At 74.9% G+C, this 15,891-nt stretch carries 12 protein-coding genes; all 12 read right to left on the bottom strand.

Going from position 1 to position 15,891, the window contains the following annotated elements; all coding sequences use genetic code 11:
• Position 1: 1 nt before the first annotated feature.
• The gene (locus J4E96_RS18785) at positions 2 to 1,183 is read right to left on the bottom strand and encodes a glycosyltransferase family 4 protein (RefSeq protein ID WP_227423547.1); all 1,182 of its coding nucleotides are present in this window, start codon (positions 1,181 to 1,183) and stop codon (positions 2 to 4) included.
• On the bottom strand, positions 1,180 to 1,824 hold the full coding sequence (locus J4E96_RS18780; RefSeq protein ID WP_227423546.1) for a serine O-acetyltransferase: 645 nt from the start codon (positions 1,822 to 1,824) through the stop codon (positions 1,180 to 1,182). Before J4E96_RS18780 ends, J4E96_RS18785 begins: the two co-directional genes overlap by 4 nt.
• Positions 1,821 to 2,930 carry a hypothetical protein gene (locus tag J4E96_RS18775; RefSeq protein ID WP_227423545.1) on the bottom strand — a complete coding sequence of 370 codons (1,110 nt, stop codon included), beginning with the start codon at positions 2,928 to 2,930 and terminating at the stop codon, positions 1,821 to 1,823. Before J4E96_RS18775 ends, J4E96_RS18780 begins: the two co-directional genes overlap by 4 nt.
• A 67-nt stretch (positions 2,931 to 2,997) precedes the next feature.
• Entirely contained in the window at positions 2,998 to 3,939 is a 942-nt protein-coding gene (locus J4E96_RS18770; protein ID WP_227423544.1) for an SDR family oxidoreductase, read from the bottom strand.
• Positions 3,936 to 4,865, bottom strand: a complete 930-nt coding sequence (locus tag J4E96_RS18765; RefSeq protein WP_227423543.1) for a class I SAM-dependent methyltransferase — start codon at positions 4,863 to 4,865, stop codon at positions 3,936 to 3,938. The genes J4E96_RS18770 and J4E96_RS18765 overlap by 4 nt, the downstream gene beginning before the upstream one ends.
• On the bottom strand, positions 4,858 to 5,796 hold the full coding sequence (locus tag J4E96_RS18760; protein ID WP_227423542.1) for a glycosyltransferase family 2 protein: 939 nt from the start codon (positions 5,794 to 5,796) through the stop codon (positions 4,858 to 4,860). The genes J4E96_RS18765 and J4E96_RS18760 overlap by 8 nt, the downstream gene beginning before the upstream one ends.
• 5 nt (positions 5,797 to 5,801) lie before the next feature.
• A complete protein-coding gene (locus tag J4E96_RS18755; protein ID WP_227423541.1) occupies positions 5,802 to 9,998 on the bottom strand; it encodes an O-antigen ligase family protein in 4,197 nt (1,398 codons plus the stop codon).
• Positions 9,995 to 10,984 (bottom strand): glycosyltransferase family 2 protein, encoded by a 990-nt coding sequence (locus J4E96_RS18750; RefSeq protein WP_227423540.1) that lies wholly within the window; start codon positions 10,982 to 10,984, stop codon positions 9,995 to 9,997. Before J4E96_RS18750 ends, J4E96_RS18755 begins: the two co-directional genes overlap by 4 nt.
• Positions 10,981 to 12,408, bottom strand: a complete 1,428-nt coding sequence (locus J4E96_RS18745; protein WP_227423539.1) for an oligosaccharide flippase family protein — start codon at positions 12,406 to 12,408, stop codon at positions 10,981 to 10,983. The genes J4E96_RS18750 and J4E96_RS18745 overlap by 4 nt, the downstream gene beginning before the upstream one ends.
• Positions 12,408 to 13,874 (bottom strand): GumC family protein, encoded by a 1,467-nt coding sequence (locus tag J4E96_RS18740; protein ID WP_227423538.1) that lies wholly within the window; start codon positions 13,872 to 13,874, stop codon positions 12,408 to 12,410. The genes J4E96_RS18745 and J4E96_RS18740 overlap by 1 nt, the downstream gene beginning before the upstream one ends.
• A complete protein-coding gene (locus J4E96_RS18735) occupies positions 13,874 to 14,821 on the bottom strand; it encodes a glycosyltransferase family 2 protein (RefSeq protein WP_227423537.1) in 948 nt (315 codons plus the stop codon). Before J4E96_RS18735 ends, J4E96_RS18740 begins: the two co-directional genes overlap by 1 nt.
• Positions 14,821 to 15,813 carry a sugar transferase gene (locus J4E96_RS18730; RefSeq protein WP_227423536.1) on the bottom strand — a complete coding sequence of 331 codons (993 nt, stop codon included), beginning with the start codon at positions 15,811 to 15,813 and terminating at the stop codon, positions 14,821 to 14,823. The genes J4E96_RS18735 and J4E96_RS18730 overlap by 1 nt, the downstream gene beginning before the upstream one ends.
• Positions 15,814 to 15,891 lie beyond the last annotated feature (78 nt).

The raw sequence follows: 15,891 nt of genomic DNA, 5'->3' as shown, positions 1-15,891 counted from the left end.
CTCACCCCGCGAGGCGGGTTCGGGGGCTGTGGGCGCCGCGGGGGGTCGTGGCGCCGCGGGCGGCGACCGCGGTCAGGGCCCCGTACAGCGCCGCGCCCGTCGCGGCGGGGCCGTAGTGCGCGACGCGGGCCCGGCCGGCGCGCACGAGGCGCTCGCGCAGGTCGCCGTCGGCCACGAGCCGCCGCATTCCCGCCACGATCGCGCCGTCGTCGCGCGGGTCCACCAGCAGCGCGCCGTCGCCGCACACCTCGGGGATGGCCGTCGCCGTCGAGGCGAGGACCGGCGTGTCGCGCGCCATCGCCTCGAGCGGCGGCAGGCCGAAGCCCTCGAACGTCGACAGGTAGACCAGCCCGACGGCGTCGCGCAGGAGCGCCTCGCGCTCGGCGTCGCTGACCCGGTCGAGGAAGAGCACGGCCCCGGCCGGGGCGCCGGCCGCGGCGCTCGCCTCGGCGCTGGAGCCGAACCACGCCCGGCCCGCGACCACGAGCTGCAGGCTTTCGAGCGCGGCGTCGGGCTCGCGCTGCAGCCGGCGGAACGCGGCGATCGCGCGGGGGACGTTCTTGCGCGGGTGCAGGTTGCCCAGGTACAGCAGGTAGGGCTCGCGGACCCCGCGCCGGCGCAGGTCGGCCCGCACCGGCGGGTCGACCGGGCTCGGCTCGTCGACGGACAGCGGCACGACGGTCACGGCGGCCGGCGGGAGCCCGTACGTGGCGATGAGGTCCTGGCGGCAGAACTCGCTGATCGTGAGCACCGCGGCCGCCGTCGTGACCTGCCGCCCGATCAGCAGGCGGAGCCGAGCGCGGGTCGCGGCCGGGTAGGCGTCCGGGACGTGCCGGAACGACAGGTCGGTCACCAGCAGCGCGACCGGGGCCGGCGAGCGCACGGGCGCGTGGGTGGTCGCGACGACGACGTCCGGGCGCAGCCCGCGGTCAGCGAGCCGGAACAGCCACCACGGCATGGTGAGGGTGAAGTGCACCGCACCGGGCCGGCGCGTCACCCGCTCGACCGCGAACGCGGGGTCGACGAGCGCCTCGCGCGGTAGCTCGGCGCCGTGGGCGGCGAGCACGAGCACCTGGTCCCCGGCGCGGACGGCCCGCGCGAGCCCGCGCAACAGCCCGCGCGCGAGCGTCTCGTCGCCGCCGAGGCCCGACCCGATCGACGTCGCGTCGATGGCGATGATCACGACGCCGGCTCGCTGGCGTCGAGGTCGGGGACGACGAGCTCGCTGGCGTCGAGGTCCGGGGCGAGGTCGGGGGCGAGGTCGGTCCGGGGCCGGATGCGCAGCTCGGTGCTCGCCCGGCTCACGAGCACGAGCATCCCGGCCTCGATGTCCTGCCCGACGACCGCGGACGCGCCGATGACCGCGCGGTCGCCGATCCGGACCGGCCCGAACACCGCCGACCTGTCCAGCAGCCAGACGTCGTCGCCGATCACGGGGTGACCGACGCGCCCCGCGTGCCCGCTCCCGCCGACCCCGACCCCCCGCATGATGCGGCACCGGGCCCCGATCACGACGTCGCTCGCCAGGGCGACCCCCACGGGGTGCGGGAGGACCAGGCCCGCGCCGACGACGGCGCCCGCCGGCAGGTCCGCGCCGAACAGGACGAGGTTCGCGACGTACGTGAGCCGGGACAGCGGACGCAGCCCGCGCTCGTGCAGCGCGTTGCCGACGCGCCACAGCAGGACGGCCCAGAAGCCGGGGAGAGTGAGCACGTCGGCGGCGGCGGCCCAGCCGCGCGCCGTCGAGCCCTTGACGGCGCCGAGCTCCGCGGCGTCGGCGCGCAGCGCGTCCCACAGCGGCGGGTTGGCCGGCCGCGCGGTCATCGGAACGCCCGGGCCCAGCGCCCCATCCAGTCGCCCAGCTCGCGGTAGACGGCCCGGTAGTGCGCGGGCACGGCGGCCTTGCCGACGAGGCGGGTGTACTCCTCGACGAAGTGGTCGAACATCTGGGCGTACGAGCCGTCGTCGACCCGGGCCACCGCCTCGTCGACGAGATCGTAGAACGGCATCGACATCAGGTGCATCCACTGCTCGAGCACGACGACGCGCTCGAGCCGGGTCTGCTTCGTGTGCCCGACGACCGGGCCGCCGTACGCCAGCAGGTCGCCGCCGCGGTCGAGCAGCCGCTTCGTGATGTAGCCGCCCCAGATGTCGTCGTGGCGGCTGAGCTGCCAGCCGTTGACCCACACGTCGGGGAGGAAGTAGTACGCGGGCGTCAGGTCCCGGACGAAGCTCGTGTTCATGCCGCAGACCGGGATGTTCCCGAGGGCGATCCGCGCGGGGCCCGGCGGCACCCCGGGGTCGCCAGGCTCGCCGCCGTACAGCTTGTCGATGCCGTTGAGGTCCAGGATGCCGTCCCACACGCCCAGGTTGAGCAGCACGTCGCCCGACACGGGCACCTCGCTGGTGCGGGCGAGCTCGGGGCTGCGCCACTCGTACGGCAGGCCGCGCGCGTAGACGGCGTCGCCGTTGCCGAACGCGTTGGTGATCGGGTTGACCCACCCGTTGTCCGCGACCGGCCGGACCCCGGGCGCGCCGGTGACCGGGCCGAGCGCGCCGAGGTGGGTCTCGAGCCAGCCCGGCCGGGTCTGGCAGTCGTAGTCCAGCGCGATGATGACGTCGAACCCCTCCTTCCAGGCGATGTAGTGGCCGATGTTGCGGCTCGCCGCGCTCTTGTGCGGCATCGCGGCGTAATGCCGGCCCGCGTACGCCTCCTGGGCGGCGTAGTCGACGTAGTACACGTTCTCGCGCGGCGGCGGCGCGAGGTGCCCGTCGCTGTCGTCGCTGACGATGATCGGGATGTCCGGCGCGATGGCGTCGAAGAGCTCCCACGGCGGGTCGTTCGGCATGGGCACGACGACGCAGACGGTGCGGGCGTCGGCGCCGCGCGGCACCTGGTCCGCGGGCGACGGGACGGTCACGGTGGTCATGGCTGGTCCTCCGGGGTGAGCCGATCGGGGGTGAGGTTGTCGCGGGGATGGACGACGCCGCGGTGATCTAGGCGGGGATGCGGTCGCTCGCGCGCAGGGCGGGGAACTCGGTCAGCAGGTACTCCCCGACCGCGACCCGCCACGGGCGCATCGTGTTCATGCCCTGGAGGTCGAGCACCATGTTGCGCATGATCTCGGAGCGGGGCCGGACGGAGGGGAACTCCGCCGCGAAGAACTCGCTGGTGACGGGCACGAGCTCGATGTCGGTGCGGCCGAGCACCTCGAGGATGCGGGCGGTGACGTCGTACCGGGTGCCCGCGCCGCCGCAGGCCATGTGGTAGAGCCCGAAGACGCCCGACTCGAACAGCCCGAGGAGGCAGCGCGAGAAGTCCGGCGCGTAGGTGGGCGTCCCGAACTTGTCGGTGACGGCGTGCACGGTCCGCGCGCCGTCCCGGATCTGGTCGACGATCCGGGAGACGAACTTGTGGTCCTTCGCCGCGCCGCCGCCGACCATCCAGCCGGCCCGGATGATGAAGTGCTGCTCGACGGTCCGGGCGACGATGAGCTCGCCCTCGTACTTCGAGGCGCCGTAGGTGTTGAGCGGGTTCGGCGTGTCAAACTCCGTGTACGCCGTCTCCTTCTCCCCGTCGAAGATGCCGGCGGTGCTGATGTAGGTCATCGGGATGCCGGCCGAGCGCGCCTGCAGCGCGACGTACTTGGTCCCGATCACGTTGGTCAGGTAGGCGTGGTCGGGGTCGGCGTCGCTGGCCTCGAGCGAGGTCTCGGCGGCGAGGTGCAGGACGGCGTCGGGCTCGACCGCGGCGAACACGTGCCGGACCTCCTGCCGGTCGCGCACGTCGAGGTGCGTGATGCCCGGCTGGCCCGGCCCCCACGGCTCGGGGCTCTCCAATGCGATGTCGGTCGCGACCACGTCGTGGCCGACGGCGGCGAGCGTGGGGACGAGGGCGCTGCCGAGCATGCCGGCAGCGCCGGTGACGAGGATTCTCATGCTTCGTCTCCGTTCAGGGAATCGGCGTTCAGGGGTTCGGCGATCCGTGGGTCGGCGAGGGTGATGACTGCCAGGCGGCAGACGTGGCGGGCCGCCGGCAGGCGGCGGAGCAGGGCGCGGTCGACGGACTCGAGCCGGTGCCACGCGCCGTCGGAGAGCTCGACGAAGTTCTGCAGGCGGCACAGGACCTGGTACGGGGTCCACTCGACCCGCCCGAACCAGCGCCGCATCACGTCGAGGTCGTGCCCGTCGAGCGAGCGCTCGTCCGGGCTGTGGGTGTGCAGGGGGAAGCGTCGGGTGACGAGCCGCGAGTTGCGTGCGCGGCGGGTCCACTCGGGCAGGAAGAGCACCGGCTCGCAGAACACCGCGACGCCGCCGGGGGCCAGGAGCTCCCCGATCGAGCGGAGCGCGAGTGCGCGGTCGAAGTGGTGCACGACGTTGTTGCCGATGATCGCGTCGAACTCCTCGACGGCCAGGCCGGCCGCCCGCGGGTCGAAGCCCTCGATCGGTGCCCGGACGAAGCGCACGCGGTCGGCGACGCCGTTGAGCGCGGCCCGGCGCCGCGCGACGTCGAGGATGCCGGGCGAGACGTCGATCCCGACCACCTCGGCACCCTGCTGCGCGAGCCAGACGGCGAGCGAGCCGCCGCCGGCGCCGACCTCGAGTACCCGGCGCCCGTCGAGCGGCCCGAGGCGGGCGACGGCGTCGGTCAGGAAGTCGACGTGCTCGCGGTTCGCGAACGGGATGCGGCGCGGATCGACCACGTAGTCGGCGTCGGACCAGGCGGCGAGCAGCTCCGCGGCCATGTGGTCGTACGTCTGCGCCTCGTGGGCGTGGCGCTGGGCGAGGGTCAGGGGGCCGCCGCCGGCGTGGTCGTGGTGGTGGTGCGCGTCGGGTGCGGGCGGCAGGGCGTCGGGGTCAGGCATCGATCCGCTCCAGGGCCAGGCGTAGGTGGGTGGCGTGGGCCGCGGCCTGCGACCGCGAACCGGGCCGGCCGCCGAGCGCGGCGACGCCGTGCAGGACGGCCCGCGCGGTGAAGCCGGCGAGCTCGGTGGCGCGCAGGGCCAGCCCGGCCGCCCGGCCGTGCCGGCGGACGTACCACCGGTTGAGCGCGCGCAGCGCCTCGGGGGAGGCCCTGCCGGTCGCCCGCCGCGAGGACGAGCCCATGAAGTGCGTCGCCGTGACGTCGGCGGCGTACCAGACGTGCCAGCCGGCCGCCCCGGCGCGCGCGCACAGGTCGACGTCGTCCATGTAGACGAAGATCCGCTCGTCCAGCAGGCCGATCTCGTCGAGCGCCGCGCGCCGGACGGCCATGACGGCGCTCGAGACCCAGGCCGGCCGGAACGGCTGGCGCGTGTCGGCGCCGAGGTACAGCCCGCGCCGGCGGAGCGCGCGCGGGCCGACCCGGTCGAGCCCGAACAGGTACACGGCCATCGAGCCCGCCGCCGGGAGCCGCCCCGCGGTCCAGCGCTGGAACGCGCCGTCGCCGTAGACCAGCCGCGGGCCGACGACGGCGGCCCGGTCGTCCTCCTCGAAGTACCGCAGCAGCGCGTCGATGCCCCCCACGGGCAGCCGGGCATCGGTGTTGACCAGCAGGAGGTACGGCGACCGCGTCGCCCGGATGGCGCGGTTGTTCGCGCGGCAGAAGCCCACGTTCTCCGGGTTGGCGAGCACGCGCACGTGCGGCCACGCGGCGGCGAGGTGCTCGAGCGAGCCGTCGGTCGACCCGTTGTCGACGACGACGACGTCGTTGGCCACCCCCGGCGGCGTGGCCGCCAGGATGCTGGCCAGGCACTCGTCGAGGAGGCCCACGGTGTTCCAGTTGACGACGACGGTCGTCACGTCGGGGTCGCTCATCGGCCTCACCTCCAGTCCACGTCGATGACGGAGTGCAGCGGGTCGGGCTGCACGGCTCGGGCGGTCGAGCCGGCCACGAGCGGGGCCGCGTACAGCCCGAGCACGGCGCCGGCGGCGGCGAGGAACACGACGTGGTCGCCGCCAGGCGCGACCACGGGGCGGCGGGGCCAGGCCGGGCCGGCGCCGACGAGCGCGGCCGGTCCCGTCGTGAGGTCCGCGCCGAGGGCCGCCCAGGCGACCGCCGGCCCGGAGGGCTGCTCGCTGACGTACACGAGCGACCGGCCGTCGGGCGACCAGGCGGGCGCGCTCGTCGGCTGCTCGTCCGCCGTCATCGCCGCGACCTGTGTCCCGGTCGCGGCGTCGAGGACGTACACCCCGCGCAGGTCGCCCTGCGTCCAGGAGAACGCGACCCGGTCGCCCGCGGGGGAGACGGCGGCCTCGGCGTCGTCCGTCGGCATCGCACCGGCGCTGCCGTTGGTGAGGTTGAGGACCTCGCCCGTCGCGAGGTCGATGCGGAGCAGGAACGACTCGCCCGTCGTGGTGGACGTGTTCGTCACGATGACGGCCGTCCCGTCCGGCGTCAGCACCGGCTGGGTGTTCGCGCGCGCGTCGCCGTCGGCGAGCCCGTCGCGCCAGTCCTCGGTCCAGGGGTCGGTGAGCTGGCGGACGTTCCCGTCCGCGTCGCGCAGGAACACCTGGCGCGCGGCGAGGCCGGGGTCGAGCTCGGCGACGCTCGCCTGCCGCAGCGCGGCCGACATCGCGTCGAGGTCGGTGAGGGTCACGTGGGCGCGGCGGGACTGCCCCGCGGGTGCGGCCGGATGCGGCTCGGCGGCCGCGACGAGCGGGACCTCGGCGGTGAACACGATCGTGCGCCGGTCCGGGGCCCAGCGTGCCTCGAGCGGCTCGAGCCCAGCCGGCAGCGGGATCTCCTGCCGGTGCATCAGGTCGGCCGACGCGCGCAGCAGCGTCCGCGTGCCGGCCGCATCCGCCGCGACGAGCAGCAGGTCCGCCGCGGGGGTCGCGGTCCGCACGTGCTCGGTCGACGTCGAGGCGCCGGCGGCCTGCGGCCAGTCGTACCAGTCGATCGCGAGCTCGGCGCTCGAGATGATCGCGCGGGGATCGGAGCCGTCGAGGTCGATGGCGCAGATGCAGGTGTGCTCCCCGTCGGTCGCGCCGTTGAAGGTGACGGCGGTGCCGTCCGGGGTGAAGCGCGGGACGAAGCCCGACATCTCCTCGACCCCGCACGGGTCGGCGGCGAGCCGCGTCGTGCAGTCGGCCCCGCCGGTCAGGACGGTCTCGGCGCCGCCCGACCGGGGCCGCACGACCACCCGCCAGTCGCCCGGGTGCACCGCCGAGACGTCGCCGAAGTCGAGCGACGGGGCGCCGGCACCGCGGTACGAGGCGATGACCACCTGCGTGCCGTCGGGCGACGCGGTGGGGTCGGTGTTGAACCACGCGTCCGAGGTGAGCCGGCGCCGGTCGGTCCCGTCGGTCGCCATCTCGGCGACCGCCGAACCCTCCGTGCCGGCGTGCCAGACGAACAGGATGCCGTCGGCCGCGCCTGCCTCGCCCGCCGCGGCCGGGGCGAGGCTCGGGTCGGAGTCGAAGCCGCCGTACGCGACGGTCTGCGCCGTGAGGTTGGTGCTCTCGCCCGTCTCGAGGTCGAGGCGGAACAGGGCGACCTCGGGGAACCAGGGCGCCGTCGCGGTGAACACGGCCCACCGCCCGGACGGGTCGATCGCCGGCTGGGCGACCCGGAAGTCGAACTCCTGCAGGACCTGCGCGTTGGAGCCGTCCGGCTCCATCAGGGCGATCGCCTCCGGGGAGCCCGCGGCGCCCGAGCGGACGGTGTAGACGATGCGCGTGTTGCCGAACGCCCACCGGGGCCAGCTGTAGAACCGGCCGTCGGCGGGCGTGATCCGGCGCACGTCGCTGCCGTCCGCTGCGGCGGTGTAGATCCCCTGGATCCCGGTCGAGCGCTCGATGGCGCTGAAGAGCAGCCCGGTGGCCGCGCCCGCCGTCGTCGTCGCTGCTGGTGTCGTCGTCGTCGTCGCGGCCGAGGGCGTCGCGTCTGCCGGGGTCGGGGCGCCCCAGGGCGTCAGCGCGAGCCCGGCAGCCGCGACCAGCGCCGCCGCGCGCTGGCGCGACCGGCGCCCTGACGGCGACCCGCGGTCGGCCCCGGCGTCGGGCGTCGCTCCGGACGCCGGGCGCTCGCGGACGGGCCGGTGCAGCGCGGGCCAAGGCCGGCCCGACATCCGGGTGCCCGCGACGGCGAGCCCGGCGAGCAGCCAGTACAGCGCGAGCGGGATGTCCTGGCGCAGCGAGAAGCCGAGCAGCTCCTCGACCATGAGGAAGCCCATCGCCGCGGCGACGCCGGTGCCCAGGCACCCGAGCAGCAGGTCCCGGCTGCGCGCGAGCCGGATCGCGACGTCGTACAGCCCGACGCCCACGACGAGCAGCCCGAGGAAGCCGACGAGCCCGGTCTCGGCGAGCACGAGCAGGTAGAGGTTGTGCACGGGGTGGCCGAAGAAGATGACGGGGCGGGCCTCGTACGCGGGGAGCACGACCTCGAAGTTGTTCAGCCCGACCCCGAGCACGGGGTGGTCCTCGATGATCCGCACCGCGATGTCGTTGAGCTCGAGCCGCGACTCGACCTCGGTGAAGAAGTGCCCTGACTGAAAGCTCCGCCCGAACCGGTCGATGAGTTGCGGGAGGAAGACGAGCGAGAGCGCGGCGAGCCCCAGCGCGATCCGCCCGAGGGTCCGCCAGTGCAGCTGGCCACGCGCCAGACCCGCGCCGACGACGACGGCGCCCGCCAGGGCGGCGGCCACGACCGCCGCGCGGGTGTCCGAGATCCACATGCACCCGAGGCACGCGAGCACGACGCCGATCGCGGTCAGCTTCGTCAGCGACCGCGGGAGCCCGACCGCGAAGGCGAGCGCCACCATCGCGATCGCCCCGAGCGACGCGGCGAGGAAGACCGGGTGGATGATCGTCCCGAACGGGCGCCCGAGCACGCCGTCGTCGGTCACGCGGTCGCCGAGCTCCGTCGGCACCCCGAGGAACGAGAGCCCGAGCACGCCACCCGTGCGCCACTGCAGGATGACCACCACGAGCTCGACGGCGACGAACACGACGAGGCCGCCGAGGATCGCCCAGAGGTGCCGGCGGGTTCGGACCCGGACCGCGACGTAGACGTAGAGCAGGTACATCCAGGCCATCCGCACGAGCTCGGCGACCGCGAGCAGCGGGGTGGGTGCCGTGAGCAGGCTCGGCAGGTACAGGAGCGCCCCGACGAGGGGGAACCACAGGATCGGCTCGCGCAGCGCCGCCGTGACGTCCGCGCGGAACGTGCCCTCGCGGATCCAGAGCCCGTACAGGAGCACGAGCAGCAGGTCGAACGTCGTGACGTACACCGAGATCGCGCCGGACGACAGCTCGAGGTCCTGCGGGCCGATCGACTTGTGCAGCACGAACGTCAGCGAGCAGACGGTCGCGAAGGTGAAGAACACCGACCGGTCGCGCACGAAGGTGAGCAGCGCCGTCGCGACCACCAGACCCAGGCCGGCGATGAGTCCCTTCAGGCCCAGCGTCGCCGCGCCCCACGCGACGCCCGCGCCGGCCGCGCCGACCACGAGCACGCCGACCGGGCCGACCGGCCCGCCCGCCGCCGCGCCCGCCGCGCCTGCCGCGGTCGGGCCCGCCCCGGTCGCGGTCGCCGCTGTCGCCGCGGTCGCCCCGCTCGGGCCGGGCCGGGAGGCGGCGCGGGGCTCCGCCGGCCCGGCGAACAGGTCGACCAGGAGCGGCCAGCACATCGCGACCGCGACGGCGAGCAGGAGCAGGGCGGGCAGGGCGAGCGCCGCGTACCCGCCCTGGGTCGCCGCGGCCCACGCCACGGCGGCGGCCGCGGCGCCCGCGGCGAGGACCGCACCCGCCCCGGGCGCGCGGCCGGGGCTCGCGGCGAGGGTCGGGGCCAGGCGCCGGAACCCCGCCGCGAGCGGCGCGAGCAGCTCGGCCCGCAGGGCGTAGCCGAGCAGCCCCACCGCGATGGCCCCGCCGATCGCGTACACCGCCGCGACGCCGAGCGGCGCGAGCGCCATCGCGGCGACGGCGACGACCAGCGCCCAGCCGAGTGCCCGGGCGAGCGCCCCGGCCGGCCGGCCGGCGGTCGGGACCCCGGTCCGGGCGACGGGGCCGGTCATGGCTCACCCGCCGGCGACCAGGTCGGGGTGGGCGTGGGGGTGCGGGCCGGCGCGCTCCGGTACCCGCGCCGCGTGTAGTGCAGGAGCACCTTCCAGTACGTCCACTCCGCGAGCCGGCTGCGCCGGTCGAGCGCCGCGAGCCGGCGCTGGACCACGGGCACCGTGACGGAGTTGAACAGCGCGACGCGCGCCGCGGTCCGGACCCGCGTCGTCGGCGGCGCGGACCGGGTGGGCACGCCGTACCGGGCCAGCAGGTCGGGCTCCGGGATGAGCACCTCGAGGTCGCGCAGCCCCCGCCCGATCGACTCCTGGAGCCGGCACGCGCTGTCGAGGCCGTGCGGGTGGAAGTGCTCGCCCCAGGCGCGCGGCTCGTACACGATTGGGTAGCCGGCCTTCGACCAGCGGTACCCGAGCTCGACGTCCTCGTGCCCGATCTCCGCCCAGTCCTCGTGGAAGACGAGGTTGCGCTCCAGCATCACCCGCCGCGGCAGCGAGAGGTTCATGGACCAGTGGTGGCGGTAGGTGACCTCCCGCCCCGCGCGGTCGGCGATCTGCGCGTACGCGAACGGCTGGTACCACTCGATGAACGGGTCCGACGGCATGAGGGCCGACTGCTCCACGAGGCCGACGACGGCGACGGGGCCGGCGTGGCGGGCGTGCGCGGCGACGTGCTCGCGGATGAAGTCGGGGCGCACCCACACGTCGTCGTTCATGAAGATCATCAGGTCCCCGGTCGCCGCGCGCAGCGCTTGGTTTCGCTTGACCGCCGGCAGCCGCTCCTGGCTCGACACGAGCGTGACCGGGAGGTCGGCGGCCGCGGCGAGGGCGCGGACGCGCGCCGGGGTGTCGTCGCTCGAGTTGTCCGCGACGAGCACCTCGAGCAGGTGGTGGGGGTAGTCCTGCGCGAGCAGGCGCTCGATCGTCGTGGCCACGACGTCGGCGCGGTTGTAGGTCGGCAGGACCACCGACACCGTCGGGGCGCTCATGCGAAGGCCGCCGGGATCGTGCGGTGGAACCCGAACGCGCCGAGGATCGCGGCGTAGGGCACCGCCGCGCCGATCGCGATGAGCAGCCACGGGGCGCCCGCCGCGCTGAGCGCCGCGACGACGGCCGCGGTCGCCGCGGCGGCGGTCGTGATCCGGCCGATCCGGCCGGCGTCGAGGCTCGCCTGCATCCGCCGCCGCACCGCGCGGGTCGAGAACGCCAGGACGAGGACGCCGGTGCCGAGCGCGGAGGCGGCCGCGCCTACGACGCCCGCGACCCGGACGGCCGCGGTGCAGCTCACGACCGCGATGGCGAGGGCGACGAGGTTGTAGCGCAGCACGACGCGCTGGTAGCCGCCGGCCAGCAGCACGAGCGACTGCCAGGCGTTCACGGTCATCACGACCAGGGCCACCGACAGGACGGCCAGCGGGGCCGCCGCGCCCGCGTACGCCGGCCCGAACGCGGTCTCGACCAGCGCGGGGGCCAGGAAGATCACGGTCACCGGGACGAACGCCGTGACGATCACGAGCAGCTCGGTGCCGCGGCCGTAGATCGTGTGGAACGACTCGGGCCGGTGCCCGGCCCAGGCCCGCGCGAGCAGCGGGAAGAGCACGTTGATGATCACGGCCGTCGCCAGGAACAGGTACTCGATCGGCTGGTAGGCGGCGCCGTACAGCCCGAGGTCCTGCGGCGGCCGCATGGCGGCGACCACGAACGAGTCGAGCTTGAGGTAGAGCACGCCCACGAGCAGCGCCGGGCCGAGCGGCAGCGCCTCGCGCAGGAGCGGGCGCACGCGCGCGGCAACCACGCGGGGACGCAGCGCATACCGGCGCCGCGTGAGCGCCGCCGCCGCGACGACCCCGACGACGACCCCGACGACCGGCGGCACGAACAGTGCCGGCAGGCTCGCGCCGCGCGCGACGAGCGCGAGGATCAGCGCGGTCTCGAGCCCCTCCGCGAGCACCCGGATCCCGGCCTCGAGGTGCTGGGCGAGCCGGACCTGGAACGCGACGACCACGACGCCCAGCACCGCGTCGGCGACGATCACGAGCGACGCGACCGCCGCCGCCAGGTGCGCCTGCGCCGAGCCGCCGAACAGCGCGATCACCCCCTGGCACGCGAGCACCGCGACGACCGCGAGGGCGAGCCGGATCGCGATGATCGTGCCGACGACGGCGCCCTCGTCCTCGCCCGGGCGCACCACCTCGCGCACGGCGAGCTTCGGCAGCCCGAAGTCCGCGATCACCCCCGCGAGCGTCGTCACGGTCAGGACGAGGACGTAGGTGCCGTACTCGGCCGGCGCGAGGTAGCGGACGATCGCCAGCGTCGAGACGACGTTGAGCGCGAGGTGCGCGACCTTCGCGGCGAGCTGCGCGGCGACGCTGATCGTCGCGCCGCGGACCTGCCCGGTCGCCTCCGCGGTCATCAGGTTCGCCCCGGCGGGTCGCTGTGCAGCGCGCGGCGACCGTTGGTCGGCTGCAGGGATCCGCCGAAGATGCTCGACTCGAGCTCGGCGTCGCTCGCCTCGCCCTCGCCGCTCCCGCCGCGGGGCCGCGCGCCTGCCGCCTCGTCGTCGTCCTCGTCCGGGGCGACGCCGGGCTCGCGCCGGCGGGCCTGCGCGGTGAGCCCGGCGCCGGCGAGGCCGCCGATCAGCAGCCCGAGCGCGAGGTAGATGTATCGCTTGGGCTCCGACGGGTAGGCGGGGGCGCCCGCCTGGTCGAGGCGCGTGAGGTCCACCGGGCCCTGTGCCTGCGTCACCTGCGCGTCCTGCAGCGTCGTGGTCACGGCCGCGAGGTTCTGCTCGGCGAGCGACACAGCGTTCTCCAGGTCCGCGAGCTCGCCGGCGACGGCGTTGTCGGCCAGGGTCCCCGCGCCGTCGAGCGTCGCCTGGAGCTGGGCGACCCGCGCGGACTGGCCCTGCAGCTGGGCCTGGAGCGTGCGCTGCTGGATCTGGAGGTCGGTGTAGACGGCGTTCGTGTCCTCGCCGGCCAGCTCGGTCGTTGACCGCCCGGTGGTGATGCGCTGCGAGGAGGTCTGGTTCTTCGGTGTCGTGCTGAGCGCCCGGTCGATCGAGGCGAGCTGCGCGCGCAGGTCGGCCTCCTGCGCCTGCGCCTGGATCAGGTCCGAGCGGACGGCCTCGTTCGTGGTGGCTGACAGCGTCTGGCGGCCGTCGGCCGCGAGGATGCCGTGCTGCGTCTGGAAGGCGGCGAGCGCGCCCGAGCGGGTCGCGACGTCGGCCTCGGCGCTGGCGACGAGCCCCTGCAGGCTTGCGATGTTCTCCGCCGAGTCGGCCTGGAACCGCTCGGCACTCGCCCGGATCAGCTCGTCGGCTACGGCATCGGTCACCGCCTGCGCCTGCGTCGACGTGCTGCCCGAGGCGCGCACCTCGAGCACGTACGAGCCCGTCGTCCCGGCGCTCGACCCGGCGTTGGCGCCGAGCGGCTCGACCGCGGTGCCCTCCTGCACGCCGAGCACCGCCTTCTCGTGCTCGTCCACGCGCGCGCAGAAGCCGGACGTGACGAACGCCCGCCCGCACCGGTAGACCCAGGCGAGGGCCTTCGCGGCGGACGCCAGCACGCCCGTCTTCGGCGGCTGGTCGTCGAGCTTGAGGTCGGCGACGACGGCCTCGGCGACGCTGCGGCTCGTGGCGATGCCGGCGTAGGTGGACGCCAGCGACTGCGCCAGGGTCGAGTCGACAACCCCGGGCTGCCCGGACAGGTCCTGCCCGGTGCTCGTCAGGAACGTCGCATCGCGACCCCGGATGAGCACGCGGGTCGAGGACGAGTACGTCGTCTCGACGAGGTACGAGCCGGCGAAGGCGAGGATCGCCCCGATCGCCGCGACGGTGACGAGTCGCCAGTGGCGACCCAGCACGGAGGTGACGGAACCCATCAGAGCGACCTCCTGGCGAACTGGTGGAACAGGATGAGGGTGACGGCGCGGGCCGTGAGCACCACGGCGCCGGCCCAGCGGGCGGGGTTGAGCGGGTGCCGGGCATGGTGCTTGCGCCAGTAGAGGTACGCGCCGCGGTGGAACCGGACGATTGACCGGGCGCTCCAGCCGTGCCCGCGCGAGCCGCCCTCGTCGTGGACGACGACCGCCGTCGGCACGCACCAGACGCCGTACCCGGCTGACCGGATGCGCCGGCACCAGTCCGCGTCCTCCCAGAACAGGAAGTAGTCCTCGTCGAACCCGCCGACCTCGGCGATCACCGCGCGGGGCACGAGCATCGCGGCGCCCGAGACCCAGTCGACGGCGAAGGGGGCGTCCGCCGCGTGCTCGCCCTCGAGCAGGAACGCGCGGGAGAACCGGTTGCTCGGGAACCAGCGGGTCAGCGGCGAGCGGCGGCCGAAGACGGCCGCGGCGGGCGTCGGGAACGCCCGCGCGGTGCGTTGGGCCGTGCCGTCGGCGTTCAGCAGCCGGGGGGCGACGACGCCGGCGGTCGGCTCGGCGTCGGCGAACCGCACGAGCTCCGTGAGCGCGCCCGGTCGGACGACGGTGTCCGGGTTGAGGACCAGCACGTACCGGCCGTCGCCGAGTGCGATCGCCCGGTTGTTGGCGCGCGCGAACCCGCTGTTCCAGCCCATGTCGAACGCCCGGGACCCGTCGTCGCGCGCCGCGACCGCCTCGAGCGTCCCGTCCGTCGAGTGGTTGTCCGCGACGGTCCGGCTGATCGTAAGCCCCGGCGCGGCCGCCGTCAGGGCGTCGAGGCACCGCCCGAGCAGCTCGCGCGAGCGGTAGCCGACGATCACGACGTCGACGTCGGTCGTGCTGGAGCGGGTGCTCGTGCCGGTGCCGTGGCCGGTGCCAGACCGGGCGCCCGCCGGCGCGCGGCGCATCAGAACGCGCCTCGGCCGAGCAGCACCACGAGGACGGTCCGCGTGAGGATGCGCAGGTCCAGGACCAGGGTCTGCTGGGCGACGTAGCGCAGGTCGAGGGTGATGCGCTCGCGGACCGTGAGCAGGCTGCGCCCGGCGACCTGCGCGAGGCCGGTGAGCCCGGCGCGCGTGAAGAACAGGGCGAGGTCCTCGGGGCGGTAGTGCGCGAGGAGCTGCGGCAGCTCCGGCCGCGGCCCGACGAGCGTCATGTCGCCGCGCAGCACGTTCACCAGGTTCGGCAGCTCGTCGAGCGTCGTGCGCCGCAGCCAGCGGCCGACGCGGGTGTTCCGGGGGTCGTCCTCGAGCTTGTAGAAGACCTCGCCGCGCGAGCCCGTGCTCCGGTAGTCGTAGAGCTCCGGGAAGCGCTCGGGGGCGTCCACCCACATCGTGCGGAACTTGTAGAACGTGAACTGCTGGCCGCCGAGCGTCACGCGCTGCTGGCGGAAGATGGCCGGGCCGGGCGAGTCGAGCCGGATCCACACGGCGAGGATGAGGATGACCGGAGACGCGAGCACGAGCAGGACGATCGAGCACACGAGGTCGAGGACCCGCTTGAGCAGGTGGTACACCCGGCTCCGGTTCGGCAGGTAGAGCACGCGGGCCTCGAGCAGCCGGCGGTCCAGGTAGGCGGCGAGCGGCTCGGACTCGTCCCAGTGGTCGGGCGCTGGCTGGTCGCTGTCGGACGCGGACGCGCCGACGTGCCGCGAGCCGTCGATCGCGCGGGGCGCGAGGCGCGTGCCGCGCACCGACCCGAGGTCCGTCAGGACGGACAGCCGCTGCGTCCCGAGGGACTTGTGCGCGAGGGCGAGCGAGCGGAGCGACACCCGGCCGTCGACGTCGGGGTCGAGGGCGTGGATCGTGCCGTGAAAGCCGACGAGCCAGCTGGTGAGGGCGGGATGCGGGCCGGGGGTTGGCCGACCGTCGCTACCCGTGAGCAGGACTTGTTCGCTCACAGTCGAACCTCCAGGGAGGGTCCGGCCTCGGTGAGTGGGCCGAGGCTCGCTTCTGCGTCCGGGGCAGACCTCCCGTGC

This window comes from Pengzhenrongella sicca, from assembly GCF_017569225.1.
In the GTDB taxonomy this organism is placed as follows: domain Bacteria; phylum Actinomycetota; class Actinomycetes; order Actinomycetales; family Cellulomonadaceae; genus Pengzhenrongella; species Pengzhenrongella sicca.
The sequence above is the reverse complement of the archived record's forward strand: the minus strand, read 5'-3'. Positions and strand labels throughout refer to the sequence as shown.